Origin of the sequence: Desulfosporosinus shakirovi, assembly GCF_020595055.1 — a bacterium.
Lineage (GTDB): Bacteria > Bacillota > Desulfitobacteriia > Desulfitobacteriales > Desulfitobacteriaceae > Desulfosporosinus > Desulfosporosinus shakirovi.
In genome coordinates, this window is sequence record NZ_JAJDOO010000021.1 from 36051 (window position 1) to 61486 (window position 25436).

At 45.9% G+C, this 25436-nt stretch carries 25 protein-coding genes and 1 pseudogene; all 26 read left to right on the plus strand.

The features are described from left to right. Positions 1-1044 carry a Gfo/Idh/MocA family protein gene (locus LJE72_RS16915; protein WP_229249080.1) on the plus strand — a complete coding sequence of 348 codons (1044 nt, stop codon included), beginning with the start codon at positions 1-3 and terminating at the stop codon, positions 1042-1044. 12 nt (positions 1045-1056) lie between these two features. Further along, positions 1057-1902: an N-acetyltransferase gene (locus LJE72_RS16920; RefSeq protein WP_229249037.1), complete on the plus strand. Its 846-nt coding sequence runs from the start codon at positions 1057-1059 to the stop codon at positions 1900-1902. Between the two features lie 47 nt (positions 1903-1949). Then, a complete protein-coding gene (locus tag LJE72_RS16925) occupies positions 1950-3056 on the plus strand; it encodes a DegT/DnrJ/EryC1/StrS family aminotransferase (protein ID WP_229249038.1) in 1107 nt (368 codons plus the stop codon). Then, positions 3046-3933, plus strand: coding sequence for a hypothetical protein (locus LJE72_RS16930; protein ID WP_229249039.1), 888 nt, complete (start codon positions 3046-3048; stop codon positions 3931-3933). The genes LJE72_RS16925 and LJE72_RS16930 overlap by 11 nt, the downstream gene beginning before the upstream one ends. Continuing rightward, the gene (locus LJE72_RS16935) at positions 3930-5270 is read left to right on the plus strand and encodes a flippase (protein WP_229249041.1); all 1341 of its coding nucleotides are present in this window, start codon (positions 3930-3932) and stop codon (positions 5268-5270) included. Before LJE72_RS16930 ends, LJE72_RS16935 begins: the two co-directional genes overlap by 4 nt. Beyond that, positions 5257-6705 (plus strand): O-antigen ligase family protein, encoded by a 1449-nt coding sequence (locus tag LJE72_RS16940; protein WP_229249042.1) that lies wholly within the window; start codon positions 5257-5259, stop codon positions 6703-6705. The genes LJE72_RS16935 and LJE72_RS16940 overlap by 14 nt, the downstream gene beginning before the upstream one ends. A gap of 7 nt (positions 6706-6712) precedes the next feature. After that, positions 6713-7786: a non-hydrolyzing UDP-N-acetylglucosamine 2-epimerase gene (gene wecB, locus LJE72_RS16945; RefSeq protein ID WP_229249044.1), complete on the plus strand. Its 1074-nt coding sequence runs from the start codon at positions 6713-6715 to the stop codon at positions 7784-7786. A gap of 73 nt (positions 7787-7859) precedes the next feature. Beyond that, positions 7860-9068, plus strand: a complete 1209-nt coding sequence (locus tag LJE72_RS16950; protein WP_229249046.1) for a glycosyltransferase family 4 protein — start codon at positions 7860-7862, stop codon at positions 9066-9068. Positions 9069-9108: 40 nt separating this feature from the next. After that, positions 9109-10347: an O-antigen ligase family protein gene (locus tag LJE72_RS16955; protein ID WP_229249048.1), complete on the plus strand. Its 1239-nt coding sequence runs from the start codon at positions 9109-9111 to the stop codon at positions 10345-10347. Continuing rightward, complete coding sequence (locus LJE72_RS16960; RefSeq protein WP_229249049.1) at positions 10340-11443, plus strand: glycosyltransferase; 1104 nt, start codon at positions 10340-10342, stop codon at positions 11441-11443. Before LJE72_RS16955 ends, LJE72_RS16960 begins: the two co-directional genes overlap by 8 nt. Before the next feature lie 45 nt (positions 11444-11488). Further along, positions 11489-12649 carry a UDP-4-amino-4,6-dideoxy-N-acetyl-beta-L-altrosamine transaminase gene (gene pseC / locus LJE72_RS16965; protein ID WP_229249050.1) on the plus strand — a complete coding sequence of 387 codons (1161 nt, stop codon included), beginning with the start codon at positions 11489-11491 and terminating at the stop codon, positions 12647-12649. A gap of 22 nt (positions 12650-12671) precedes the next feature. Beyond that, positions 12672-13328, plus strand: a complete 657-nt coding sequence (locus tag LJE72_RS16970) for a sugar transferase (protein WP_229249051.1) — start codon at positions 12672-12674, stop codon at positions 13326-13328. Between the two features lie 152 nt (positions 13329-13480). After that, the gene (gene dltC / locus LJE72_RS16975; protein WP_073027838.1) at positions 13481-13717 is read left to right on the plus strand and encodes a D-alanine--poly(phosphoribitol) ligase subunit DltC; all 237 of its coding nucleotides are present in this window, start codon (positions 13481-13483) and stop codon (positions 13715-13717) included. Further along, positions 13717-14937 (plus strand): D-alanyl-lipoteichoic acid biosynthesis protein DltD, encoded by a 1221-nt coding sequence (gene dltD / locus LJE72_RS16980; protein WP_229249052.1) that lies wholly within the window; start codon positions 13717-13719, stop codon positions 14935-14937. Before dltC ends, dltD begins: the two co-directional genes overlap by 1 nt. Beyond that, positions 14894-15067, plus strand: a complete 174-nt coding sequence (locus LJE72_RS26790) for a teichoic acid D-Ala incorporation-associated protein DltX (protein WP_396391326.1) — start codon at positions 14894-14896, stop codon at positions 15065-15067. Before dltD ends, LJE72_RS26790 begins: the two co-directional genes overlap by 44 nt. A 20-nt stretch (positions 15068-15087) precedes the next feature. Next, entirely contained in the window at positions 15088-16680 is a 1593-nt protein-coding gene (dltA, locus tag LJE72_RS16985; RefSeq protein WP_229249053.1) for a D-alanine--poly(phosphoribitol) ligase subunit DltA, read from the plus strand. Then, entirely contained in the window at positions 16680-17852 is a 1173-nt protein-coding gene (gene dltB, locus LJE72_RS16990; protein WP_229249054.1) for a D-alanyl-lipoteichoic acid biosynthesis protein DltB, read from the plus strand. The genes dltA and dltB overlap by 1 nt, the downstream gene beginning before the upstream one ends. A 213-nt stretch (positions 17853-18065) precedes the next feature. Next, positions 18066-20423, plus strand: a complete 2358-nt coding sequence (locus LJE72_RS16995; protein ID WP_229249055.1) for a cell wall-binding repeat-containing protein — start codon at positions 18066-18068, stop codon at positions 20421-20423. Between the two features lie 28 nt (positions 20424-20451). Then, entirely contained in the window at positions 20452-21801 is a 1350-nt protein-coding gene (locus LJE72_RS17000) for an ArnT family glycosyltransferase (protein ID WP_229249056.1), read from the plus strand. A 5-nt stretch (positions 21802-21806) separates the two neighbouring features. Next, positions 21807-22193 (plus strand): DUF2304 domain-containing protein, encoded by a 387-nt coding sequence (locus LJE72_RS17005; RefSeq protein WP_229249057.1) that lies wholly within the window; start codon positions 21807-21809, stop codon positions 22191-22193. A gap of 8 nt (positions 22194-22201) precedes the next feature. Further along, positions 22202-22906, plus strand: a complete 705-nt coding sequence (locus LJE72_RS17010; RefSeq protein ID WP_229249059.1) for a glycosyltransferase family 2 protein — start codon at positions 22202-22204, stop codon at positions 22904-22906. Between the two features lie 484 nt (positions 22907-23390). Next, entirely contained in the window at positions 23391-23600 is a 210-nt protein-coding gene (locus LJE72_RS17015) for a 2-oxoisovalerate dehydrogenase (protein WP_229249061.1), read from the plus strand. A 28-nt stretch (positions 23601-23628) separates the two neighbouring features. Continuing rightward, positions 23629-23763: pseudogene (locus LJE72_RS17020) on the plus strand (hypothetical protein); the annotation flags it as partial. A gap of 100 nt (positions 23764-23863) precedes the next feature. Continuing rightward, a complete protein-coding gene (locus LJE72_RS17025; RefSeq protein WP_229249062.1) occupies positions 23864-24454 on the plus strand; it encodes a Uma2 family endonuclease in 591 nt (196 codons plus the stop codon). Between the two features lie 79 nt (positions 24455-24533). Further along, positions 24534-25118 (plus strand): Uma2 family endonuclease, encoded by a 585-nt coding sequence (locus LJE72_RS17030; protein WP_229249064.1) that lies wholly within the window; start codon positions 24534-24536, stop codon positions 25116-25118. A 122-nt stretch (positions 25119-25240) separates the two neighbouring features. After that, a partial coding sequence (locus tag LJE72_RS17035; RefSeq protein ID WP_229249065.1) for a hypothetical protein occupies positions 25241-25436 on the plus strand: 196 nt, incomplete at its 3' end.

Genomic DNA, 25436 nt, shown 5'->3' on the forward strand with positions numbered 1-25436 from the left:
ATGAACGGAGAAAACAGAATTCGGTTTGCAATTATAGGGTGTGGGCGAATTGCCCCAAAACATGCAGAATCTATAGTTTCCCTTCCTGAGGCAGACCTAGTCGCAGTCTGTGATATAGTGCCGGAGTTGGCCCAAGCCTTTGCCGATAAATATGGGGCAGAGCCCTACACCGATTATAGGGAAATGCTGAAAAGGACAGACATTGATGTCGTTACTATTGCAACTTCCAGTGGCATACATGCGGAAATCGGAATTGCTGCAGCTGAAGCAGGCAAACATATACTTGTAGAAAAGCCAATGGCCATGACCTTGAAAACAGCGGATGCTATGATTGCGGCTTGCCGTAAAGCGGGTGTAAAATTAGGTGTCATTCATCAAAACCGTTTTAATGACTCAGTGAAACTCCTTCGTGGGGCATTAGAAGATGGACGTTTTGGTAAATTGACTCATGGACAGGCTACAGTGCGTTGGAATCGGAATGATAACTATTATACGCAAGCACCTTGGCGCGGGACAAAACTCCATGACGGCGGGGTACTCATGAATCAGTCGATACATAACATTGACCTCCTGCAGTGGAGCTTTGGACCGGTGGAGTCAGTTTTTGGATATACAGAAACATTTATGCGCAAAATTGAAATGGAAGATATGGGAGCAGCCGTTATCAAATTTAAAAGCGGTGCCATCGGAATCATTGAGGCAGCCTCTACTATTTATCCTACGAACATTGAAGAGACCTTGAATGTTTTCGGTGAAACGGGATCCGTCATTGTTGGCGGAATTGCAGTCAACCGCATCGAAGTCTGGGAGTTCCCGGACAGCGCAGAGGAAAAAGAAACGATCTTCGCCAGCCAAGCAGGGGACCCTCCAAACGTTTACGGCTTTGGCCACCGAGAAATCATCTCAGATATGATTCAAGCGATTCGAGAAGACAGAGTACCGGCCATACCGGGAGAAGAGGGACGCAAGGCATTAGAGATTATTCTGGCGATTTATAAGTGCCAAGAGACGAAGGAACCGATCGTGTTTCCGTTGGTTGAGTAGGAGTGATGAATTATGAATCATAATCTCATAGCCCACAGTGCAACTGTCCCAATAACCACAACCGTCGGGCCGTTTTGTGTGATCGGAGAAAATGTTGTGCTTGGGGAAAATGTCATCTTGGGAGTTGGGTGTGTCCTTAGCGACGAAGCAAAGGTCGGGGACGGGGTTGAGCTGGGTAACTATGTGAGTATTGGTCGAGGTGCGGTAATAGGACAGCAAACTCGCGTAGGAGATCATACCACCGTTTATCCGCAAGCTATTCTTGGGGAAGATGGATTTATTGGCAGCAATTCTTCAATCGGACGTCTGCCGAAGGCTTCGGCAACGAGTACAGTTAAAGCACAAGCGGACATGCCCGCTCTTCAGATAGGTAATGGATTTACGATAGGTTGTTCTGCCGTCCTTTATGCCGGCACCAACTATGCTGATAAGGCCTTTGTTGGAGATGGAGCAGTCGTTCGTGAGAGATGTTCAATTGGGCAGAACGTGGTTATCGGCAGCGGAGTAGTAGTAGAAAATGACACTAAGATTGGCGAATTCACCAAGATACAGACAGGTTCATATATAACTGCCTATATGGAAATCGAAGAACGAGTGTTTATAGCGCCCATGGTTACGACGACCAATGACAATTACATGGGACGGACTGAAAAACGCTTTAAAGAAATCAAAGGCCCTACCATTCAGCGAGGGGCCCGTGTTGGCGGAGGCTCGATCCTTTTGCCAGGGGTGAAGGTAGCTCCGGAAACCTTTGTGGCTGCGGGGGCATTGGTTAGCAAAGATACCACGGAAAAGCGAGTTATCAAGGGGTTCCCCGCCAAAGATCTTCGAGCAGTTCCAGACGAAGAGTTACTATAGTGCCCTCGTGCTATGGGTTGAATATAGAAGAGAAAGGGAAGATTATAATGAAAATTCCTCTTTTAGATCTTAAGGCTCAGTATTTGACCATAAAGGATGAGATCAATCAAGCCATTACAGATGTGCTGGATTCGTCCGTATATATTCTGGGGCCGCAGATGAAGGCTTTGGAAAAGGAAATTGCGGCTTTCTGCGGCACGGAGGAAGCTGTCGCGGTTGCTAACGGTACAGATGCTTTAGTGCTGACTCTTAGAGCCTTTGGCATTGGCCCCGGAGATGAAGTAATTACCACTCCTTTCACCTTCTTTGCCTCTGCAGAAACCATTGCTCAGGTTGGTGCGACTCCTGTTTTCGTTGATATTGACCCTGTGACACTTAACATGGACTTAACTCAATTAGAGAAGAAAATAACCTCTCGGACAAAGGCCATTATCCCTGTACATATTTTTGGTCAGATGCTGGATGTGGAGAGGGTTATGGAAATTGCCGCACGCCATGATCTAAAGGTCATTGAAGATGCCGCTCAAGCTATTGGAGCAGAATACAAAAGTAAAAAAGCCGGCTCAATCGGACATGCTGCAACGTTCAGTTTCTTTCCCACCAAAAATTTAGGGGCTTATGGAGATGCAGGCATGATCGTCACTAACGACAAGCATTTGGCCTCAGAATTGCGCATGTTGCGATTCCACGGGTGCCAAGTAAAATACTATCATGATAAAATCGGCTACAACAGCCGTCTTGACGAGCTTCAAGCTGCCATCCTACGGGTTAAGTTACGGTATTTAAATGGATGGAATGATAGTCGTCGGGAAAAGGCAGCAGTTTATGACGAACTATTAGTTCAACTGCCACTCACTCTGCCCGGCCGGGATCCGGCGGGCACCCCCATCTATCATCTCTATGTCCTGCGGTCGGATCGTCGCCGGGAACTGATGGAGGCGCTTAAACAAGCGGATATCGCCTGTGCAATCTATTATCCGGTTCCATTGCATTTACAGAAGGCTTTTCATGATTTGGGGTATAAAGAGGGCTCCTTCCCAATCACGGAGAAGGCATGTACGGAAGCCCTGGCAATTCCTTGCTATCCCGAACTTTCAAGAACGGAGCAAGAAGAAATTGTCCGCGTGATCGAAGGAGTATACCGTGGAAAATAGCGTTAGGAAGCTGGGACCGTTGCGCAGAGGGAATCTTGTTTTAATCGGCCTGTTTCTATTTGTGCTCCTGGGTATTTTTTCAGGGTATAGACAGGTAAAAGGGCCGTTTACAGAGACCGAAATCCAGGAAGCACAGAGTGGGGCTACCCGTTTTCTTAACGGAGAATTGGAGATTGGTCAAGGTCAACTTATTGATGTAAAGCATTACTTCTTCGTGGGAACGGTTTATGAAGTAGAAACACCTGAAGGCAGAAAAAACCTAATCTCCTTTGTTACCCCCCAGGACAAACCAAGCCCAGGTCAAAAGGTTGAATGGGTCGGGGTGGACAATTATGTCTCATACGTGACGACGGTTTTTCCGGAGGAAAGGATCATGGATGGAGAAATTAATTCTTTAGAGAGAATTTCTCCGAAGAACAATGATCAATTCTATTGTGTTGTATACTCCTTTAAAGAGGACACAGTTCAACGCTTTATTGTTGATGCTGCTAAACTGGCAACTCTTAAAACACTGAACAGTGTTCGGGTAACCTATCACTCGCCGGGGGATAGCCTTGTCGAACCAGCCCCTAATACCCAAAAAGTAGCTGCGGGCTATATTACGGATCTTTGGTTAACCACCATGATCAAAGGGCTGGAATTAGAAAGGGATTTTGATTTCGAAAAATATCCCTACTATATCACTCTGGCACCAAAGCCCAATGCCAAATATACTTGGACATTTTATCTGACAAAAGAGCAGAGAGATCTGCTGAAAAACGGGAATGTTTTAGAGGTGAAGTATTCTTCCATATTCCCGTCAAGTATAGTGGTTACACGGGAGACTGTGGATCCCGATGTCTTGTGGGGCAATCCTGATAATGGTGAAAAACCATGAGTTTTGTTCGAAACAGTTTTTTGACCTTGTTTGGAACCCTGGGACGCGTTGTTTTTTCCATGGTAACTCAAATCATCATCTCTCGCGTGCTGGGACCCGTGGGAAAGGGCTTGTATTCCTTTCTTGTCCAGATCCCCACGGTATTGGTACCGCTGTGTAGCTTAGGATTGAATTATGCCAATACTTACTACGTGGCACGAAACCCGGAAGATGGCAAAAAGGCTGTGGGAAGTTCACTGGGTATGGCAGCCTTTTTGGGCGGTTTTATGGTTGTATGTGTAAGTATTGCTTATCACTTTTTAAAAAATGGGTACATGCAAGCAGTGACGCCCCTCCAATTGGGATTGATTCTGCTGGCGATTCCTTTCGGACTGCTTAATCTCTATTGGTTGAGTGTGTTATGGGGATTGGACTCCATAGGCAAGTACAACTTGGCCTTACTGGTCCAGTTCGCAGTCCTCTCCGCAGGAGTTTCGGCAGCGGCTGCCTTGGACCGTCTGACAGTGACCACTGGGTTTGGGATATGGGTTGCCGGAAATATCTTGACAACCCTGTATATGCTGCCGGAAATGGCGAAGATTGTCTGCTGGCGTTTTCATGTCTTTAGCCCTTCGTATATAAGGCAAACTCTCAGCTATGGGGCTAAGTCCTACTTAGCGAACGTCATGATGGTTATAAACTATCGACTGGACCTCTTCATAATCGCCGGATTTTTGCCCTTATCTGAAGTTGGCCTTTACGCTACTGCGGTCACCCTCGCCGAAATGGTCGGATACTTGGGTAATGCGGTCAATACGGCTCTCATTCCAAAGCTTGCTTCGGAGAAAGACAGCCTTACCTTCTCTATGACTCCGAAAGTCACGCGCCTAACCATAATGCTGACCTTTCTTGCCGCACTCGGAATGGCTATAATCGCTTATCCGCTGATTCTCCTCTTCTTTGGGGCTCGCTTTAGTGGAGCTTTCTACCCTTTGTTGGTATTATTACCTGGGATTGTGGCCCTTGGTGGATCTGTAGTGCTTTCGGGGGATTTAATGGCCCGAGGAAAGCCGATTTATTCAAGTATCTCTTCCGGTATCACAGTCGTACTAACCCTGATCCTTGATTTTACCCTCATCCCCCTTTGGGGTATTATGGGCGCCTCCTTGGCCTCGAGTTTAGTTTATATATCACTTTTTACCCTGAACTATGGTTTTTACCGCCGTGAAAGCGGCGAAAAGTTTAAAACCGTTTTGATTTTTACGCGGGAGGACATAAGAGAGATGACGTTGTTTATTAAGCAGGTGAGCACTAAATGGATCTCGAGGAGAAAGGAGAGGCAAGATGGAAAAAAATAATCTGAGTGAAAACCGTTTGCTCCTGATTCTTGAAGTCTTTGTAACCATTTTATGGCTTTATATGATCCTGCGCTGGGTCTATTATCCGTCGACGTTAATAACCTTGGGTTATCTGTGGGGGATTGTTTGGGTTGCCGTAAAACGTCCCAGGTGGTTGCCGGCAGTCCTTATCGTCACATTTCCCCTTGAGGTTTCAAAAATGTTCATACCGGCTTACAGCTTACCAGAGCGATTAGCTGGTTTTAATGTTTCTATCTTAGATTTTTTTCGTCTTACACAACTGGCCTTAGGCCTGCGTTGGTTATGTGATCTTTGGCAGAGTCATAAAGACCATGGGGCACACATAGCCGATAAATTTAAGATTTGGAAACGTCTAAAGACAGACGCCCTTTTATGGCTCCCAATCGCGCTTTTAGGAGTTTACTTGCTTTCAACGGCCTTTTCTATTGCGCCGGCACATTCCTTTGCAGAAACCCTGCGCTTGCTTTCCTTGATTATCACCCTTTACCTTGTCGTAGCCTACGTCGAAGACGAAAAGGATTTGCAGCGCTTAGGCTATACGCTGATTGCAGCCGGAGCGGTTCTGGGTTTAGTTGCCATTGTACAGTATCTAACACAGTGGTTTTTCATCCCGACCTCGGCTGTCGTCATTAATCGCCGCTCAAACACCACCTTTGCCGATGCCAATATCTTTGCCCGTTTCCTTGTTATCACCTTCTTGTTCTCCGTGGCTGAGCTCGAGCGACGCACATCATGGTCATCCCGTGTTATACCCCTCGTCGCCATTTTGCTTCAGGGTGCCGGTTTGGGAATCACCGGTTCACGAGGCGGGATTTTGGCTCTGGGTGTCTCGGCGATCATTTTCGTGATTCTTATTCCCCGACGAAAATTGACACTCTATGCCATGGTGCTGATGATTTTGGCCATTATTGCGGCAGCTGTTTTGAATCCGGCGATCATGGCACGGATAGAGAGTTTGAGATCGGGTTTATTGAGTGCCTCCGGAGGGATTCGAGAGTATTTGTGGCGGTCAGGAATGGCCATGGTGAGGGATCATCCGGTGGTGGGCATTGGAGTGGGGGCCTTTGGAGTAGCCTTCACAACCATCTATCCATACTTCAATCCTTACTCTACCTTTTATGTTTCTCTGTCCCATACGGCGATCCTTACCGTCTTGGCGGAAACCGGGATTATCGGCTTTACCGTTCTTTATTTTCTTTTTGCTAAGACCCTCCAAAGAGGGTGGGACATTTCCCGTACAATCCGTCATGAGCGTCTGCGTTTCTTGAATGCCAGCATAGTGGCAGGAGTCATAGCAATTTTTATCAGTGCTCAAGGAGAAGGACGATTATATGAAGAACCCCTGCTTTGGATCCTTTGGGCAATGTTAGTCTCAGTCTCTCAGTTAGCCAACCAACAGATAAGAAAGGAATAAGGAAACTATGAAAATCGCAACGGTCGTAGGAGCAAGGCCCCAGTTTATTAAGGCGGCTTCAGTCTCCCGTGTTTTAAGAAGGGACCATCAAGAAATATTAATTCATACCGGACAACATTATGACACTAACATGTCCGATATTTTTTTCGATGAACTGCATATTCCCAGGCCGGATTTTCACTTGGGGATAGGTTCCGGCCGACATGGCGCTCAGACTGGGGCAATTCTGGAAAAGGTTGAGGAAGTGCTGATTCAAGAAACTCCCGATGCTCTGTTAGTCTACGGGGATACGAATTCGACACTGGCGGGAGCTTTGGCTGCCTCGAAGCTTCATATCCCTGTGATCCATATCGAAGCGGGGCTTCGAAGTTTTAATCGCAGAATGCCTGAAGAGATCAACCGAATTTTAACAGATCATCTTTCCGGTCGGCTTTCCTGTCCGACTGAAACTGCCGTGAAGAACCTTATCGCTGAGGGGATTACAGAGGGAGTTTCTCAAGACGGAGACGTCATGTACGATGCTTTTCTTTATAACTTGGAGTTGGCTAAGGAAAAATCAACTATTCTCCAGATGTTGGGTTTAGGACCAAAATCATATATTCTCTGTACAATACATCGGGCTGAAAACACGGACGATCCGGCACGTTTAACTCAAATCTTAAAAGCATTATCTAAGATTTCGCTGCCTGTGGTCCTGCCGTTACATCCGCGAACCCGTAAAATAGTGCATGAATTGGGTTTAACATCCCTGCTTAATCGACTTAAGGTAATTGAACCCGTGGGTTATCTTGATATGATTACACTTGAAGCGAATACCTTAAAATTAGTTACGGATTCCGGCGGAGTCCAAAAAGAAGCGTATTTTGCGGGTGTTCCTTGCATTACCATGCGGGATGAAACCGAGTGGGTCGAAACAGTCGACGTGGGATGGAATCGCTTGACCGGCGCGGATGAAGAGAAAATTCTTGAGGCGGTAGAGATGTTTACTCCTCCGGAGAATCATCCGAGTATTTTCGGTGATGGCAAGGCCGCAGAACAAATTGTAGCAACCTTTGGAAAGAAAAATAGTAATCAATACTAAAGTTTATGACTTTAATTGGCGATAAATAAAGTATTGCTCCAATCTCAGAAAGTTGGATAAGGAAGGTAAATCAATGCGATTTTTAATTTTGACCCAATACTTTCCTCCGGAAACAGGAGCTGCCCAAGTGAGGCTTAAAGAACTGGCAAAAGGATTGCAGCGCCAGGGGCATGAGGTTGTCATTGTCACGGCCTTTCCGAATCATCCCTCAGGGGTCATTCCGCCAAAGTATCGAGGATATTGGTCTATGAAGGATGAAGTAGAAGGATTGCCGGTCTACCGGACCTGGGTTTACCCTGTGCAACGGGGACATTTTTGGAAACGCCTTTTAAATTACTTTTCCTTTACCTTTTCGTCTTTATGGGGAATCCTAAAGGCAGGGCCTTGTGACGTCCTTTTCGTGGAGTCCCCGCCACTGTTTCTGGGGATGACCGCTGTACTCGGAAGTTGGGTTAAAGGTGCCCGCCTGGTGTTTAACGTTTCAGATCTCTGGCCGGAATCTGCAGTAGCTTTGGGATTGGTTACCAATAAGACGATGATCCGTATGACAGAGGGATTGGAAACCTGGCTTTATAATCGTTCTTGGAAACTGTCTGCGGTGACCTTAGGAATTCGCGACACTTGGATAAAACGGGGTATACCGGCTGAGAAAATCGCTTTTTTGCCTAACGGAGTAAACCTCGATCTCTTTCGCTCCCTTCCACCGGATCAAGAATTTAGGGAGAAGCTGGGACTTCAAGATAAATTCGTCTTGGTCTATACCGGGACGATGGGATATGCCCAGGGGTTAGAGAGCGTATTGGAAGCGGCCAACTTATTGCGTTCTGAACCACAGTATCATTTTCTCTTTCTGGGGGATGGGACGGAAAAGCCGAGACTTGAGGAAATGGCCAAAGAGATGAAGCTGCCGAATGTGCAATTCCTCGGATTTCAACCGGTTACAGATATGCCGCGCTATTTGTCCTTAGCTGCAGGAAGTATAATTCCCTTAAAGAAGCTAAAACTTTTTGAAGGGGCACGTCCGTCTAAGATGTTTCCGGCTATGGGCTGTGGGGTTCCTGTTATCTATAGTGGAGAAGGGGAAGCCGTAGAGCTGATCAGAGAGGCCGGAGCGGGACTCACCGTTGAACCGGAAAATCCTGTTGAGATGGCCCAAGCCATTCGTTCCCTATACGAGTTAAGTGACCAGGGAAAGTCTATGGGAGAGAACGGCAGGCGCTATGTAGAAGAGCATTATTCTTGGAACAGCATTGTCAGTCAGTGGCTAAAAGAGCTAAAATAGCCGGAAGGCAAGGAGTTTATAAGTGAGAGGAAGTGGCTGTGTGAAACGGTGGGGTGATTGGATTATTCCCTTGTTTTTTGCTTTGGTGCCTTGGGATATCAGTAAAGTGCTGTTTCCCCCCTATCAAAGCGGTGCGGAAACGCCGACCTCTTTAACCTTTTTGCGCATAGGGATGATTTTCTTGTTAGCTTGGGGAGCAGTGCGTTTTGTTCAATCAGGAATAGGGAAGACCTTAAAGCGTCTTGCTGGGGTTCCCTTGATTTGGGCGGTCATTCCCTTGTTTATTGCCGTCCTCGTTTCACTGACCACAAGCTTGCAATCACAAACAACGATTAATGAAGGGGTGCGTCTGCTTCTTCTATTTGCTGTCGGGGTAAGTATGGCTTTGGGCGCGGACCGAAAAACAGTCTTTGACCGAGTGTTCAAGGTGATCTTTGCTATGGCGACTCTTACGGCAATCATCGGATTAGCCCAATATTTAAGTGGAAACTGGATTTGGGGCGGAGGTATTAATATCTCCGGAGTACGGAGGGTGAATGCAAGTTTCATTGATCCTAATCTGTTTGCACGTTATTTGAATATCTCTATCCTGGGGACTTTACTCCTTCTCCTGCGGCGGGAATGGTTTTTAAATATCGGGACCGCCTTGGCACTTCTTGTCCAAATGGCAGCTTTGGGAGTTACCTTTTCGCGAACAGGATGGTTGACCTTGCTGATAGGAATTGTTATTATAGCCATCAGCTCAGTGAAAAATCCCAGGACGCCTTGGAGTATACTGGGGCTTGGAGGGGTGGGCGCAATTGCTCTTTATCTCATTCCAAGTATCCGCATCCGGTTTGAAACACTCTTCACCGGGATGAGCGTTCTCGGACAGCGTGAGCACCTGATCAAGGGCGGTTGGGCCATGTTTATCGAAAACCCCTTGACGGGAGTGGGGTTGGGAAATTTTCAGTGGGCAATAGAACAGCCCTACCATTATCTGGTGCCTTGGAGTGATGCAGTCACTCGTTCTCATACCAGTTTAATGACAGTAGCGGCTGAGATGGGGATATTTGGCCTTGTAAGCATGTTTGTTTTTCTTATTATTATTGTGAGTATGAATTTGCGTGTGTTGAATCAGATGAATTCTTTTGCACAAGCAATCTTAATCAATATTTTCGTGGTTTGGCTCAGCTCCCAGGGGGAAGGCCGTTTTTTCGAAGACCCTATGGTTTGGGCTTTCTGGGGATTGAGCCTGGCCATTCAATGGAAACCTTGGGGAGAGAGCTGGGATGGCTAAACTTTGTATATTGGCCAACGCAGCCAGCACTCATACGGAGAAATGGGCCTTAGCTCTGTCAGAACGAGGGTGGGAGGTAGAAATCCTAAGTTTTCTCTCTGCAGAGCTGCCGAAGATTAAAGTGCATGTGATTCCTCGCCTGGCCGGTGATAAGGTGGATGTACTATTGCGCCAGACTTGGGTCCGGGAAAAGGTCGCCGAGATCAAACCGGATCTGATCCATTCCCATTATGCCACGAGCTTTGGCTTGCTGGGAGCGTTAACCGGCAGGCATCCTTTGGTTATTTCCGCCTGGGGCAGTGATATTTTTTCCTTTCCCCGAACCTCTTTTTTGCATCGAAAACTGTTAAAATGGATTCTGAGTCGTGCGGATGTGCTATGCTCAAGCAGTGAAATAATGGCCCAGGAGATGCATCGCTATATTGGCTCGGAACAAGCTATAGAAATTATTCCCTTTGGAGTGGATACCACTTGCTTTTCTCCCCCCCAGGGAGAACAGGTTTCTTATCCGAAAAGCGGTAGCAGCAGAACAGATAATCTCGTCGTCTTCGGCATTGCCAAAGGCCTGCACTCTGTGTATGGCTTAGATCTTTTGATCGAGGCCTTTGCTCAGGTTCATGGTCGTTTTCCTCAGACTCGTCTGCGCATTGCGGGGGAAGGCCCAGAGCGCGGCCAGCTGGAGGACTTGGCAGAGAAGCTTGGAGTTAGTGCATATATTGAATGGCTGGGGCAACTTCCCAATGCTAAGGTTGCTGATTTCTATCAAAGTATTGATATTGTGGTCATTCCTTCTCGTCAAGAGAGCTTTGGTGTAACAGCAGTGGAAGGATCGGCCTGCGCCCGTCCCGTGATTGCCAGCAGGGTTGGCGGATTAACCGAAGTAATTATAGACGGAGAGACAGGCTTACTTGTTTCATCAGAGAATATCGCCGAGTTAGGCCAGGCTATGGAAGGTCTGGTTAAAGATCCTGCCCTGAGGGACAGCTTAGGCCGACAAGGCAGGGCAAATGTGTTAAAACACTATGATTGGCAAGAAAATGTAACTCAAATGGAAGCCGTGTATCAGCGATTACTCCATACCAGTCAAAAAAGATAAGTTTGGTTCTTTATATGCTCGAATTTGAAAGGAGACATAAATCCAATGCGTAAAGAATTTTTAACCTATGGGTTGCCTCTTATTGAAGAGGATGATATTGCAGAAGTTGTGGACAGTCTCAGATCAAATTGGATTACCAAGGGACCCAAAACCCACGAGTTCGAGAAACGCTTTGCCGAGTATATCGGAGTCAAATATGCAATAGCTGTGAACTCCTGCACGGCAGGGCTGCATCTCGCGCTGGTGGCTGCCGGAATCAGTGCAGGGGATGAAGTGATCACAACTCCCATGACCTTTGCTTCCTCTGCAAACGTTATTATTCATACCGGAGCAACACCAATCTTTGCAGACATCGACCCGGTGACGATGAACATCGATGTCAACGAAGTTCGTAAAAAGATAACCCCCCGGACTAAGGCCATTATTCCGGTTCATCTTGCCGGACATCCGTGTGAAATGGATGAAATTATGGAGCTGGCCAAGGAATATAATCTTTTTGTACTGGAGGATGCAGCCCATGCTGTGTATACTAAGTACAAAGGGAAATTAATCGGTACCATCGGGAATGCAACGGCATTTTCTTTCTACGCCACCAAAAACTTGGCGACGGGAGAAGGGGGCATGGTCACCACCAACGATGAGGCTCTTGCGGATAAAATCAGGATAATGAGTTCACATGGCATGAGCCGAAATGCCTGGAACCGCTATTCGGCGTCTGGTTCCTGGTACTACGAAATTCTCCACCCCGGATACAAATACAATATGACGGATATTCAGGCGGCTCTCGGTCTGTCCCAATTGGCAAAACTCGAGCGCATGCAGGGAGTTCGACTGGAAATAGCCGAGCGATTTAACGAAGCATTCGGCAAAATGCCCGAACTGGAAATTCCTCCCGAAAAGGAATATGCCCGCCATGCTTGGCATCTGTATATCCTAAAGCTAAATCTGGAGAAACTATCCATAGACAGAACAGAGTTTATCGAAGAATTGAAGAAGGAACAGATTGGAACGAGTGTGCACTTTATTCCCGTGCCAATGCATCCCTTCTATAGAGATACCTTCGGTTTCCAAAAAGGAGATTTTCCCCAGGCTGAAACGACCTTTGAACGTATTATCTCCTTGCCCCTTTATCCGAAGATGAGTAAGCAAGATACGGAAGATGTCATTGAAGCTGTTGAACGAATTATCGAGGGTTTTCGCAAGTAAGATACGGAAAGGAGACAAACCAATGGGTCAGAGATTGGCGGCATCTGCTGAAAGTAAAGAGCTTATTTATTCCCGGTGGCAACTTGCTCTGAAGCGGCTGCTTGACCTTTTTGTCGCTGCTGTTCTTCTTGTGATCATATCACCGTTGTGGCTTTTTATAGTCCTTTGGATTCGCTTGGATTCTTCGGGACCGGCCATTTTCACACAAACCCGGGTGGGAATTTGGGGCAAGCCCTATACTATTTATAAGTTCAGGACGATGTCAGCCAATGCGGATGCCTTAATGAAGTCAAAGCTGGAAAAAGTAAAAAATCTGGAAAACTTCGTTTTTCAGGAGAAAAATGATCCCCGGATTACACGGAGCGGGAAGTTTTTGCGTAAAACCAGTTTGGATGAACTCCCTCAGCTCCTGAATATTTTGCTGGGCAATATGAGTCTTGTAGGACCTCGTCCGGAGGTTCCGGATATTGCAAAACACTACACACCGGAACAACGCCTGCGCCTTAACGTCTTGCCGGGGGTCACCGGATTGGCCCAAGTCAACGGGCGGAGTGAACTAACCTTGGGAGAAACCCTGGCCTATGATGTGGAATACGTCAGGCGTTGGAATATCTGGTTGGATTTATCGATTTTGTGGAAAACCTTCTCCGTCGTCTTCTCCGGTAAAGGGGCTTACTGATATAAATGCCCAATAAATGGTTATGATTTATTAAGGAAGGATCAAAAGAATACAAAGAACAATTCATAAAAAGGCAGGAGGTTTCAGGGAGGAACTGCTTTCTATCTTGTCGAATAGGAAAAGAAGGTTCTTGCATAAGGAGGAATAAACGAGTGATTAGAGAAAAGATTCTTGATATACTTACCGATATTTGTGGTACGGATGAGATAAAGCGGAACCCGGATCTGGAATTGTTTAAGAATGGATTGCTTGATTCCTTTGGAATCATTGAATTATTTGTGGCCATTCACGAGCAGCTGGCCATTGAAGTGGCACCAACAGAAATGGAACGCGAGGAATGGGAGACCGCCAATAAAATCATTGCTTACCTGGAGGAGCGTAGGGGTTGATGATTCGAAGTCGACTGGGGCCAATGCTTATTGCCGTCCTTCTCTTTGCTGTAACAATAGTTTGGATGGGCCCACTGACCCAGCAGGTTGTGGGGCTTTTTTGGCTTAAACAAGGGGTTACCCAAACCATCGGCGGCTCGCAAACTCCTGTAAGTTTTCAGGGCACGATCTTGCAGGAAAAAGCCCTGCGATCCCCGGATATTTTTCCTGTTTACGGGTCTTCGGAATTTTCCGCTGTCTCTGAATTTCATCCGTCACTTCTTTTTGAGGGAAAACCCACCGGGTTTGCCCCTTTTCTTGTGGGGCGAGGAGGAACCCAGGACATCATCCATGCTTTAAACATGGCAGCTTTAGGAGAGTCTCTTAAGGGCAAAAAAATTGCCCTTATACTTTCTGCACAATGGTTTACTCCGGAAGGAATCAGTCCCGCGTATTTTAAACAGAATTTTTCCCCGCTCCACGCCTATCGAATGGTTTTTGACTCCTCTTTATCTGCAGAGACTAAAACTTCATTAATAACCCGCCTCTTAGACTTTCCCGAAGCCTTTGAGGAGCAACCCACTCTCTACGCCCTTCTAAACCAGCACTTACTTACAAGCCAAAAACCAAGCTTTGGGAGTCTGAGATTAGCAGTTGGGGGAAGAATTGAAATGGCCGCCCTCGAAGCTCAAGACGCGTTGAAAACTATTGCCTACGCCCGGCTAATCAACCCAAAAGGTGTCTTAATAAATGCTGCTGTAACGGCGCCGCCTCTTGCCTCGTGGCAGGAATTAAAAGAGAAGGCCACCAGGCAGGGTGAAGAATTGACCCATAATAATCCATTCGGTATCTTGGATCAGTACTATTCAGAGAATATACAACCCAGGCTCGCCCAGAATAGAAATTCATCGTCCCATTCGGGACTATATCCCTCGCCTGAATACCAAGATCTGGAGCTATTGTTGGATTTACTCCAAGAGACTAAGGCTCAACCGATGTTTATTATAGTGCCAGTCAATGGAACTTGGTATGATTATACAGGTTTTCCGATAGAGGAACGAAAGGCGTATTATTTACGAGCAGAGAAGATGATCAAGGACAGAGGGTTTGTGGTTGCAAATTTCGGAGATCACGAATATGATGCTTACTTCTTGCAGGACACGATGCACTTGGGCTGGAAAGGGTGGGTGAACATCGATGAAGTATTGGACGGATTTTATCACGAAGGGGAAGGGACCTAAGGAATGGAATCCCACCTTAATATGGTGTAGTCGAGTTGCCTATTACTACCTCATCCTGATGGGTTTGTTTATTCTTTATTTAGTGCAAAAGCAACAAACTACAGTTCCGTTTATTTACAATAACTTTTAGGCGAATGGGGAATGTGTTTCATGCTTAGTGAAAAAATCCATGATTGGTCTATAAGATGTCCGGAGCGGGTGGCACATGGACATGGGAATTCTGTTTTAACCTATGCTTCTTTAGAAAGCAGATCTAATTCTATTGCAGTATGGCTTCATGAACTGAATTCAGCTGAGGGAATAACTCGTCAAACTCCGGTTGTCGTGTACGGGCATAAAGAAAATGAGATGCCGGTATTATTTATGGCTTGTGTCAAAGCAGGCCATCCCTATATTCCTGTGGATTCCTCCGTGCCTGGGGAGCGGCTTTGGCAAATTATTGAGGCTTCCGGGGCAAGGGCAGTCCTTTCCCCTCAAATTGTGCCTAAAGGGGATGCCTCGCACAAAGTTATGATCCAAGAAATGATTTCACCGGACGGGCAGGACAGTATCCTTAAGGGATATCAATGGGAAGTACCGTCATCCGCATGGCAGGTACAACCGGATGAAGTTTACTACATTATCTACACCTCCGGCAGTACAGGAGTACCTAAGGGAGTTCAGATTACCCTGGGGGCTTTAGAGAGTTTTCTCAACTGGGTCAACCCGGCCTTTCAGCCGGAGGAAATGAATGAGGTCTTTCTCAATCAGGCCCCCTTTTCCTTTGACCTTTCGGTGATGGATTTATATATGTCCTTAAGTACAGGAGGGACCCTTTGGAGTGTGGACAAAAACCAAATTGCTAACCCCAAAGAACTCTTTGCTTCCTTCGCTTCCTCGAACATCAGTTACTGGGTATCAACCCCTTCCTTTGCCGAGGTGTGTTTAATGGATCCCGGTTTTAATGATACCCTGCTGCCCCGGGTCAAGCGTTTTCTCTTTTGCGGAGAGATTCTTACCCATGATTGCGCAACTAAACTGGCTCAGCGCTTTCCGGGAGCTAAGGTGGAAAATCTCTATGGCCCCACCGAAGCCACAGTGGCGGTAACCAATCTGACCATCACCCAAGACATTCTGAACGGGTTTAATCCACTTCCGGTAGGAAGGGTTAAACCGGATGCTCTGGTCCTCATCTGTGATACCCATGGACTCACGGCAACCATAGCCGCTGAGAAGGGGCTTTTGCCCCAAAGACCTGAGACCCTGTCCGAGGGAGAGGCGGGGGAACTGGTTATTGCCGGCCCCAATGTGAGTGTGGGCTACCTTAACAATCCAGAGCAAACTGCCAAGGCTTTTTTTAGCTGGCAAGAACAAGGGGTAACTTGGAATGCTTACCGAACGGGAGATTCTGGGCTGTTTAAAGAGGGCTTCCTCTTTTACCAAGGCAGGTTGGATTTTCAGGTTAAGCTCCATGGTTACCGGATCGAATTAGGAGAAATCGAGGAAAATCTCAGGCGCTTAGCGATGGTTGAGAATGCCGTAGTTTTACCCATTGAACGACGCGGTAAAGTGGAATATTTACAGGCCTTTATTACCGTGAGTAAGCCTGTGGAAGACGAATTCAAGGCGACTCTTGCTCTGAAGGAAGATTTGCGCAGACACTTGCCCGAATATATGATCCCGCGTCGGTTTAAATTCCTCGAGAAAATGCCCATGACACCGAATGGTAAGGCAGACCGGCGTGCTTTGCTGGGAGGTCAATAATGACGCCTTTTGAGGACTTTTCCTTTTTCATCTATTTGCTTATCCCAATGGTGCCGGCAGTTTTGCTGGGGATTCTCGGAGTATCCGGTAAAGTACGAGCTGCCTGGGTCTTACTTTCTACCTTGGGTATGCTTCTGCTCATTGGACGACCACTGAGCGTTCTCTATCAGATTGCAGGTTATCTTTTGTTCCAATGGATTATAGTACGGCTTTACTTGTCCTATCGACTGAGTGCACTGGGAAAAAATCGCGCCGGTGTCTTTTATCTGGTAACTTTCTTAGCCATTCTGCCCTTAGTGGTCGTAAAGATTAACCCTAGTTTTATAGCGCTGGGCTTTTGGCAAACTGTCATCGGGTTTATAGGGATTTCCTATTTAACCTTCCGTACGGCAGGGATCATTCTGGAAATTCGCGATGGGTTGATTAAAGAGGTTCGATTGGTGGATTTCATCAGCTTTGTCCTCTTTTTCCCGACCATTGCCTCCGGCCCGATCGACCGCTACCGACGCTTTGTTACGGATCTTTATAAACCCCTTACTCGTCAGGATTATGGTGAGCTGGCCATCCAGGGAATGGACTATATTTTTCGAGGCTTTCTGTATAAGTTTATTATCGCCTATCTTATCAATAAGTATTGGCTTGAGCCCTTGAACCATACTTTTGGATTCCTGCCAACCCTTAAGTACATGTACGTTTACGGCTTTTACCTCTTCTTTAATTTTGCAGGGTACAGCGCCTTTGCCATCGGAGTCAGTTATCTGATGGGCATTAAGACCCCTATCAACTTTGATAAACCATTTATGTCTAAAAATATCAAAGATTTTTGGAACCGTTGGCATATTTCTCTGTCATTTTGGTTTAGAGATTACATCTACATGCGTTTCGTCCTTGATTCAGCTAAGAAAAAGCGCTTTAAAAATCGTTATACCGCCTCCTATGTAGGTTATCTCCTCCTTTTTGGCATTATGGGAGTATGGCACGGAACCCAACTCCAGTATGTCTTGTATGGGCTTTATCATGCGGGGCTGATGATTGGCTTTGACTTTCTGGACCGCAAGAACAAAACCCGGAAGTATTGGGGGACAGGGCGGATCTGGGATCTGTCAGCGATTCTGGTTACCTTTCATTTTGTAATGTTTGGTTTTCTGATCTTTTCCGGCCGCCTGGTTTAAAGGGCGGCGATCAACTTCATCTTGTATGCTCCGGCTCCGCTAGGTCAACTGTATCAGTTAGATTTAGGGGGCTTTTTTACTATTTTCTGTACTAGTCAGACTAAGTTTTCTATAAGCCCTCGATTAACAGTTTTTGGGCAGGAATCCTCTCCTTTAGTGTCGAATAAGAAATGGAATATTGTCTTGGACACATTAGAGAGGGGTAGTAGGAGTATGGGGGCACAACGCGTCAAGAAGATCATGGCAGTACTTATCATCGGACTTATTATTATCCAGCTAGTCCCGGCCAGACCGGTCATGGCAGCCGTAGATCAGAAGGCCTATTATAATGAGATCGGTGAAAAGTTAGAGGATATGGCCAATAAATATAATATTCCGCCTGTACTCCTCAAAGCAGTTGCTTGGATGGAGAGTGGTTGGAAGCAATGGGAAATGGATACTGTGACGGGAAAGCCTATAACCGATAAACCATTAATAGGACGTGACGGAATTGGGATAGGGATTATGCAAGTTTCCTCATACGATCCCAAGGATACAGAGACGATGGACAAATTAAAAAATGATATCGACTATAATATTGAGATTGGTTGTCAGATGCTCAACCAAAAATGGCGGGCTTACCCCAAGATTGGGGACGGGGACCGCAATGTTTTAGAAAACTGGTATTTTGCCATCTGGGGTTATAATAGTTGGGCAACCAGAAATAATCCCAATGCCATAACGGGTAAATCCGCTTATCAGGATTCGGTGTTTAGTCTGATGGGTCAAAAGTACAACAGTGCAATTACCTTTGCGCCGGGAGCCACAAAGTTCCCGAAGGAACTCTTACCTCCCGTAAATCCTCCCTACTTATCCGGTCGTTGGAGTACTCCGGCCTCGATTCATTTAGGAGATTTAGAGATTGATGAAGACAGCTTGGTTGATTCCGGTGGAGGAACCGGCGCCGAATCCGCCAATGGTGATTACTGGTACAACTATGCTCGTTGGAGTTCGTATTATGCTTTAGGATTTTATGTTACTGCTTATAAGAGTCCCTCGGTTACAGATAAAGAGATTGTTGAAAAGAAAATTCTTAACGCCTATGGCAAACTGTTAACGGAAGCAGATGTTTTGATGCTCGAAAAGAACGACACTTCTTATGCCAGTGCGGCTAAATACTACTGGACAATCTCGCAGGGACCAAACCTGGATGCTTCCATCCAGAAACGTGCCCAAACAGGTCATCTCAGTGCCTTAAACAAGCTCTTAGCTGAAGCTGATAAATTGGCCCTTGCAGACAGCCTCACTTACGCGACGGCTGCCCAGGACTATGGAATAATCTTACAGGGGTCAAATCTGGATGCCAACTTGGAAGAACGGGCTAAAAATGGCCTGCGAAACACCTATACAAAGCTCTTGGCTGAAGCAGATAAATTAGCCCTGGAAGGGACAGCCTCCTCTAATGAGACTGCGGCAAAATACTATTTGACGGTTGTGCAGGGACAAGTCCTGGATGCCAGCCTCACAGAACGCGCCAGAGTCGGGTACGAAAAAATAAAGGACACTAACCCTTTGCCAACGCCAACGCCAACGCCAACGCCAACGCCGACGCCGACTCCGACTCCGACTCCGACTCCAACGCCAACGCCGACTCCAACCCCCGACCCCAAGGAGTTAAGCATCGAGCGGCTCTATGGGATGAGGGCAGAAGACACGGCGATCAAAATATCCCAAACCGGCTGGGTGAAAAATTCTGCCCCGGTCGTGCTCCTTGCACGAGTAGACCGCTTTCAAGATGCCTTAGCAGCTGCCCCTTTGGCAAAGAAGCTTAAGGCACCCTTACTTTTAACATCCCCGTATCAGTTAGACAAAGAGGTTTTAGAAGAAATAAAACGTCTGTCCTCTGAGGCTAAGGTCTATGTCATCGGTGGAGAGGGAGCGATACTGAAGCCGGTTACAAACGCTCTTGTGAAAGAGGGTTTATCCTATGAACGAATCTTCGGAGAGTCAGCGCCAGATACTGCCGCTGCTATTGCCAGGAAGATCGGACCCAGTTCACAGGTGATCTTAGCTTCCGGTACCAGCTTTCCGGATGCTCTCTCGGCTTCTGCTCCGGCAGCGGCTTTAGGGATTCCGATTCTTCTGACAGAACAAAACAAATTGCCCGCGGCCACTAAGCAAATACTAAAAGACTTCGGGGTGACAAAAACCATCATTGTAGGAGGGAAATTTGCGGTATCCACTACGTTTGATGCCAAAGGAGGTCCCTTAGAACCCCATGGTCCTTTGCGCTTGGCTGGGGATACAAAATATGATACGATGTTACAAATTGTGAAGCATTTTAACCAAAATCCTGAATCCATCGTCATAGCCACAGGGGAGACCTTCCCAGATGGCTTATCCGGAGGTGCTTTTGCAGCTTTGACTGGAAGCCCAATGATTCTCGTCCCCAAAGGAGATCTGAATTCGGATACAAGTACTTACTTAAAGGGACTGTGCGGGAAGACTAAAACAGCTTATATTTTGGGCGGAACCGGGGTAATCCCAAGCACAAATGAAAAAACAATGGGGAGTCTCTTGACTTCTCAATGATCCCAAATCGGCAGAGGATGAAAAATTATTGACTAGAGAGAATAGAACAAATCGAGAGTTCAAATCTCGTGCCTCGAACTTTGTGCTTCGAAAAATGTTGTGGTTTACGGGACTCTTATTTCTCATTGCCCTAATGATAGAACTCCTATATTTCAGATCATATAGTGTGGGCTATTTTATTTCTCCCGATGGTTTACATTATTCCAACATAGCTGAGAATTTCCTTCATGGCAATGGGCTCGTAAATACAGCGAATTTTGTCCAGGGGGATGACGGTGACATATGGGAAGTCCCCCAAACGCGGGAGTATGTGGTAGGCCCAATCTATCCTATGCTCTTGGCCATCATTTACGGGATATTTGGCGTGATGAATTTTAAGATGGTTATTCTTGTTCTGCACTCCGTGCTCGGAGCTGCCAGCGCGGTCTTCGCTTATAAGACGGGTGAACTCTTGTTTGGCAAGGGGTATGCTTGGATCCCCTATTGCTTGACACTGGGATATCCGTTATTTGCCTTCTGGGGGATGTATGTTCTCACAGAGGCAACCTATGTTTTTACCATCACGCTTTTCCTTTATCTTTTAGCCCGCTATGGGAAAGAAGTCGATCGGCCGAAACTGAAGACTCTCTTGCTCTTAGGGGCAGCCATGGGGGTTTCGAATCTGGTTCGTCCCCTCTTGTTGCTTTTTTTTCCTGTTTTGGGATTCTGGATTTGGTGGGCCAAGGGTTGGAACTTGAAAATGGCTCTGCGGGATTTTGCCGTCATCCTTGTGATGACAGTGGTGGTGATGAGCCCTTGGTGGATTCGCAATGGCATTAAATACCATCAGTTCATTGCTGTCTCAAATTATGGTTCTTATGAGTTTTACCTGGGGAATAATCCCTTGACTATTACGGATCAATATTTTTATTTTGCTCAACCGAGCTATGAACCCCAAGTTAAAGCTCGGATCGAAAAATTGCCCATTCCCGAACAAGAAAAGGAATATAAGCAATTGGCAGTGTCTTATATAATTCAACATCCCGTACTGTTTTTGCACCGAACCTTTGCCAAAGAAAAGGACCTTTTTTGGCAACCGGTTCCTCCCTTAGGTGGAGCCTACAAAATCAAGGGAGTTCTCCTGGACAAATGGTATCTCCTCTTGGGCCTTGCTGGGGCCTTGCTTAGCCTTTTCAGTTTGAAAAAATACAGCTTTCTCTTACTTTTTATTGGCTATTACAGTTTTATAGTGAGTATGTTCACTGTGGTTGATGGCGCTCGCTATCGTCTGCCGGTAATGCCTGGGATGATCTTTTTAGGATCTCTGGTTTTGGTTATAGCTATTAAGGGCCTAAGGAAATTAACTGGGGTTAATCGGCGAGCGGGCAGGAGGGTGTAAGTTCAATGTTACGTGTACAATTGGTCGTGCTTATAATCAGCTTATTTGTCACCGGCTTTATCGTTGAGCAAGTTCGTCGCCGGCGTTTAGCTGTGGAATATTCTCTGATTTGGATTGTCGCAGGAATGGGAATGATTGTTTTATCCCTCTGGAAAGACGGGATTGAGTACATAGCAGACTTAATGGGTATTTATTACGCTCCGTCTGCGATCTTCGTCATTTTTGGGATTCTGGTGTTTGTTTTATGTGTTCACTTCTCGTTAGAGATATCCAGATTAAGTTCAAACAATCGGGTCTTGGTACAACGGATCGCCCTGCTGGAGGATGACTTAAAAAGCTTGGAAGAAAACTCTGCTGATCCGGAAAATAAGCCATTCTGTAAGGACGTGTAGGATGAGTCATGAGAATTTTAGCGATTGTTCCCGCCTTAAATGAGGTTGATAATATCGGCCCCGTAGTGAGTAATCTAATGACAACATCCCCTTGGCTGGATGTGCTGGTCATAGATGATGGATCGACTGATCAGACCGCCGAGGTCGCCCGTGCCCATGGAGCAAAAGTGATTTCTTTGCCGGTTAATCTGGGCATAGGGGGCGCGGTACAAACAGGGTTTTTGTATGCCTTAAGGAACCACTATGACGTGGCCTTGCAAGTTGATGGGGATGGACAGCACAGAGGAGAAGAAATCAAAAAATTAATGGACCCTGTCCTTCTTGGGGAAGCGGACGTAACCATTGGATCGAGGTTTCTGGAAAAGACCTCGTATAAATCAGCTTGGCCCCGGCGCTTAGGGATCTATCTCTTGAGTAAAACTCTCCAGTCCGTTGTGCGTAAGAATTTTACGGATCCTACCTCAGGATTCCGTGCTTATAATCAAAAGGCCTTGAGGATTGTGTCCGCCCACTATTCCACGGATTATCCGGAACCCGATGCTATTGTTACTTTGCTTAAGAATAGACTGCGGGTGATAGAAATTTCTGTTGAAATGGATGCACGCTTGTCAGGGAGTTCGTCTATTACGCCTTTTAAGAGCGGGTATTATATGTTTAAAGTGAGTTTGGCGATTATTCTTAACTCGATGATGAGTAGGATTTGGAATGATTAGGCGGAGCTTTTTGTCGAAAGCCTTCGTTTGGAGGGGAGCGCTTTTCTGCACGCGTCAGCACGTTACGCCGCTGACGTGCTGGACGGTTCGCGAGCGCGTCCGAACCTCAGGGCGTGATGAATGTGCGCCGCTCCTTGCCATCCTTGGCACCGCGGCATCAGTCCATCCATGGACAAGCCCTGCGGCGCGCTACGGGACGCGAACCGTCGGCGCACGTCTGGACCGCGGCTTCACTGATGCTTCCGCTTAGCAGAAAAGCGCTCCTCTGGGGTGAGTTTTAAGGGAATGGCTTTGTCGAAAGGCGCTCCTTAGGCTTAGTACGGGGGAGCGCTTTTCTGCACTATCTGAAAGCATGTTATGGTAAGCATAATTGTAACTAAGGCGACCGTCTTCGTCTGTGTTTTGCTAAGTTTCCTTGAAAAATGACTCCTGAAGGCTTTTTTGTGGCATAATTGAATATAATGATAGAGAAGAAGGTGAAATAATGGACAAGGAGATTATTTTTTTGGTCGAAGAAGCCCCAGAAGGCGGTTATGTCGCGAGAGCTTTAGGTTATTCGATATTTACTGAAAGTGATTCTCTTGATGCTATTAGAGAAAGAGCGAAGGATGCAGTTTGGTGTCACTTTGATGAAGATAAAGTTCCTCGAATTATTCGATTGCATTATATTAGGGAAGAGATCGTCGCTATATGAGGATTCCGCGTGATATGGTTATAAAGTAACAAGACAAACCGGTAGTCATATTAGGTTAACTTCAACAATATGTGGAGAAGAACATCATGTGACTATTCCAGACCATAATCCTCTGAGAATAGGAACTTTTCGATCTTGTTTTTTTAAATTCATCTTTAGTTGAACGAGTTCACTTAAGAATTCATAAAAGTATTATTTATAGATAGAAGACCAGATGTTATTCATGTAAATATTTGGTACAATATAAGTAAGGGGGAAGTCAAATGTCGTTGTCAAAAGAAAAGGAGAAATATACATTTGCTGACTATCTTCAATTTCCAGACTCTGAACGATGGGAAATTATAGATGGAATATCCTATATGCAATCAGCTCCCACTTGGCAGCATCAAAGTATATCTAGAGAATTAATGTTGCAGTTTGGCGAGTACTTGCGCAATAATCAGTGTCAGGTGTTTGCGGCACCGTTTGATTTACGTTTGCCGGAGATTGAGGAAAAAGACATTGAGGAAGATGTTACAAATGTTTATCAGCCAGATCTATTGGTCGTTTGTGATAACAGTCGCTTAAGAGGAACTGGTTATTATGGAGTTCCTAGTTTGATAATTGAAATACTATCACCCTCTACAGTGCGAATTGATAGGCTTTTAAAATTCAACATTTATGAAAAGGTCGGTGTCAAGGAATATTGGATCGTAGAGCCTGACAACAAACTTGTAAATGTCTTTGTTTTAGAGGATAACAAGAGATATGGAAGGATTGAGCTGTATACCGAAACGGATAAGGTAACAGTGTCAATTTTTCCTGATTTAGTCGTGGATTTAAACAAAGTTTTTGATATTAACGTGTCCACGTAATTGGTATGATTGTAATATAGCTATAGTTGCCTCGGATTTTTTAAGCTTGCTTTAAGCTATTTAACGGAGGTGTCAGTGAATGTTATTGCCTGCGCAAAAGGATAATAAGAGATATTCATATGCCGAGTATTTAAAGTGGTCTGATGACAAGCGGTGGGAACTGCTTGATGGTATCGCATTTAACATTGCTGCGCCGTCTCGTCGACACCAGGAAGTTTCTGGTGAATTATTCTACCAGATTCGTAGCTGTCTTGCTGATAAGTCTTGCAAGATATATTCAGCGCCCTTCGACGTTCGTTTTAGTGAGCCAAAGCAGAAAGACGAGCAAATAGTGAACGTGGTCCAACCGGACCTTACGATTGTATGTGACAAGTCGAAATTAGATGATAAGGGTTGTTTAGGTGCTCCGGATTTAATTATTGAAATCATCTCACCAACATCCATTAGCCTTGATTATGTAAAAAAGTTAGCTCTCTATGAGAAGTACCATGTTAAAGAGTATTGGATCATACACCCCATTGATAATACCGTCATGGTTTTTACATTAGGTGAAGACTATCAATACGGGAAACCAAGCATTTTCACGGAGGATTGTCAACTGAAGAGCAGAGTCATTACTGATCTTACAATTGACTTGAGGCAAGTTTTCGGGATATTAGGATGATGTCTTGTATGATTTTAGCTCATGCCTTAAATTAACATATGTTGTGAGGGGAAAAATCCAGTGAATTCATCCAAGCTATGATATAATTAAAGATATATTTAAGATTAGAAGGATGTGAAGGGATGGAAAATAAAATCCTCCAGGCACTTGAAGGGCTATCACATCAGATCACTACGTTGTCGGAAAAAGTAGATGGCCAGGGAAAACAGATCACTACGCTATCGGAAAAAGTAGATGGCCAGGGAAAACAGATCACTACGTTATCGGAAAAAGTAGATGGCCAGGGAAAACAGATCACTACGTTATCGGAAAAAGTAG

Excerpts from the sequence above, each read along its gene's own strand:
- LJE72_RS16915 (WP_229249080.1), top strand. The coding sequence starts at position 1 with ATGAACGGAGAAAACAGAATTCGGTTTGCAATTATAGGGTGTGGGCGA.
- LJE72_RS16920 (WP_229249037.1), top strand. The coding sequence starts at position 1,057 with ATGAATCATAATCTCATAGCCCACAGTGCAACTGTCCCAATAACCACA.
- LJE72_RS16925 (WP_229249038.1), top strand. The coding sequence starts at position 1,950 with ATGAAAATTCCTCTTTTAGATCTTAAGGCTCAGTATTTGACCATAAAG.
- LJE72_RS16935 (WP_229249041.1), top strand. The coding sequence starts at position 3,930 with ATGAGTTTTGTTCGAAACAGTTTTTTGACCTTGTTTGGAACCCTGGGA.
- LJE72_RS16940 (WP_229249042.1), top strand. The coding sequence starts at position 5,257 with ATGGAAAAAAATAATCTGAGTGAAAACCGTTTGCTCCTGATTCTTGAA.
- wecB (WP_229249044.1), top strand. The coding sequence starts at position 6,713 with ATGAAAATCGCAACGGTCGTAGGAGCAAGGCCCCAGTTTATTAAGGCG.
- LJE72_RS16950 (WP_229249046.1), top strand. The coding sequence starts at position 7,860 with ATGCGATTTTTAATTTTGACCCAATACTTTCCTCCGGAAACAGGAGCT.
- LJE72_RS16960 (WP_229249049.1), top strand. The coding sequence starts at position 10,340 with ATGGCTAAACTTTGTATATTGGCCAACGCAGCCAGCACTCATACGGAG.
- pseC (WP_229249050.1), top strand. The coding sequence starts at position 11,489 with ATGCGTAAAGAATTTTTAACCTATGGGTTGCCTCTTATTGAAGAGGAT.
- LJE72_RS16970 (WP_229249051.1), top strand. The coding sequence starts at position 12,672 with ATGGGTCAGAGATTGGCGGCATCTGCTGAAAGTAAAGAGCTTATTTAT.
- dltD (WP_229249052.1), top strand. The coding sequence starts at position 13,717 with ATGATTCGAAGTCGACTGGGGCCAATGCTTATTGCCGTCCTTCTCTTT.
- LJE72_RS26790 (WP_396391326.1), top strand. The coding sequence starts at position 14,894 with ATGAAGTATTGGACGGATTTTATCACGAAGGGGAAGGGACCTAAGGAA.
- dltA (WP_229249053.1), top strand. The coding sequence starts at position 15,088 with ATGCTTAGTGAAAAAATCCATGATTGGTCTATAAGATGTCCGGAGCGG.
- dltB (WP_229249054.1), top strand. The coding sequence starts at position 16,680 with ATGACGCCTTTTGAGGACTTTTCCTTTTTCATCTATTTGCTTATCCCA.
- LJE72_RS16995 (WP_229249055.1), top strand. The coding sequence starts at position 18,066 with ATGGGGGCACAACGCGTCAAGAAGATCATGGCAGTACTTATCATCGGA.
- LJE72_RS17005 (WP_229249057.1), top strand. The coding sequence starts at position 21,807 with ATGTTACGTGTACAATTGGTCGTGCTTATAATCAGCTTATTTGTCACC.
- LJE72_RS17010 (WP_229249059.1), top strand. The coding sequence starts at position 22,202 with ATGAGAATTTTAGCGATTGTTCCCGCCTTAAATGAGGTTGATAATATC.
- LJE72_RS17015 (WP_229249061.1), top strand. The coding sequence starts at position 23,391 with ATGGACAAGGAGATTATTTTTTTGGTCGAAGAAGCCCCAGAAGGCGGT.
- LJE72_RS17025 (WP_229249062.1), top strand. The coding sequence starts at position 23,864 with ATGTCGTTGTCAAAAGAAAAGGAGAAATATACATTTGCTGACTATCTT.
- LJE72_RS17030 (WP_229249064.1), top strand. The coding sequence starts at position 24,534 with ATGTTATTGCCTGCGCAAAAGGATAATAAGAGATATTCATATGCCGAG.